General features: G+C 52.8%; 1 rRNA gene (only partly in view). It reads left to right on the plus strand.

Annotated elements, in window-relative coordinates:
* Positions 1-26: 26 nt before the first annotated feature.
* Positions 27-1,503 (plus strand): 23S ribosomal RNA (locus HWX00_RS28125); it runs 1,401 nt beyond the window's last position.

The raw sequence follows: 1,503 nt of genomic DNA on the forward strand, positions 1-1,503 counted from the left end.
CTGTCGATGAGACAGACTCGTTATAGGGTCAAGCGAACAAGTGCATGTGGTGGATGCCTTGGCGATCACAGGCGATGAAGGACGCGGTAGCCTGCGAAAAGCTACGGGGAGCTGGCAAACGAGCTTTGATCCGTAGATGTCCGAATGGGGAAACCCACTCCTTTTGGAGTATCCATGGCTGAATACATAGGCCATGCGAAGCGAACGCGGTGAACTGAAACATCTAAGTAACCGCAGGAAAAGAAATCAACCGAGATTCCCAAAGTAGTGGCGAGCGAAATGGGATGAGCCTTGCACTCTTTATTTGTATTGTTAGCCGAACGCTCTGGAAAGTGCGGCCATAGCAGGTGATAGCCCTGTAGGCGAAAACAGTATGAAAGAACTAGGTGTGCGACAAGTAGGGCGGGACACGTGAAATCCTGTCTGAAGATGGGGGGACCATCCTCCAAGGCTAAATACTCGTGATCGACCGATAGTGAACCAGTACCGTGAGGGAAAGGCGAAAAGAACCCCGGGAGGGGAGTGAAATAGATCCTGAAACCGCATGCATACAAACAGTCGGAGCCTCGTAAGGGGTGACGGCGTACCTTTTGTATAATGGGTCAGCGACTTACGTTCAGTAGCAAGCTTAACCGTATAGGGCAGGCGTAGCGAAAGCGAGTCCGAATAGGGCGTTCAGTTGCTGGGCGTAGACCCGAAACCAGGTGATCTATCCATGGCCAGGATGAAGGTGCGGTAACACGTACTGGAGGTCCGAACCCACTAACGTTGAAAAGTTAGGGGATGAGCTGTGGATAGGGGTGAAAGGCTAAACAAACCTGGAAATAGCTGGTTCTCTCCGAAAACTATTTAGGTAGTGCCTCGTGTCTCACCTTCGGGGGTAGAGCACTGTCATGGTTGGGGGGTCTATTGCAGATTACCCCGCCATAGCAAACTCCGAATACCGAAGAGTGCAATCACGGGAGACAGACATCGGGTGCTAACGTCCGGTGTCAAGAGGGAAACAACCCAGACCGCCAGCTAAGGTCCCCAAATATAGCTAAGTGGGAAACGAAGTGGGAAGGCTAAAACAGTCAGGAGGTTGGCTTAGAAGCAGCCACCCTTTAAAGAAAGCGTAATAGCTCACTGATCGAGTCGTCCTGCGCGGAAGATGTAACGGGGCTAAGCTATATACCGAAGCTGCGGATGCGTGCTTAGCACGCATGGTAGGAGAGCGTTCCGTAAGCCTGCGAAGGTGCGTTGAAAAGCGTGCTGGAGGTATCGGAAGTGCGAATGCTGACATGAGTAGCGATAAAGGGGGTGAAAGGCCCCCTCGCCGTAAGCCCAAGGTTTCCTACGCAACGTTCATCGGCGTAGGGTGAGTCGGCCCCTAAGGCGAGGCAGAAATGCGTAGCTGATGGGAAGCAGGTCAATATTCCTGCACCATTGTTAGATGCGATGGGGGGACGGATCGCGGAAGGTTGTCCGGGTGTTGGAAGTCCCGGTCGCTGCATTGGAGAAGGC

It is taken from the genome of Burkholderia seminalis DSM 23518, assembly GCF_902832885.1.
Taxonomy (GTDB): domain Bacteria; phylum Pseudomonadota; class Gammaproteobacteria; order Burkholderiales; family Burkholderiaceae; genus Burkholderia; species Burkholderia seminalis.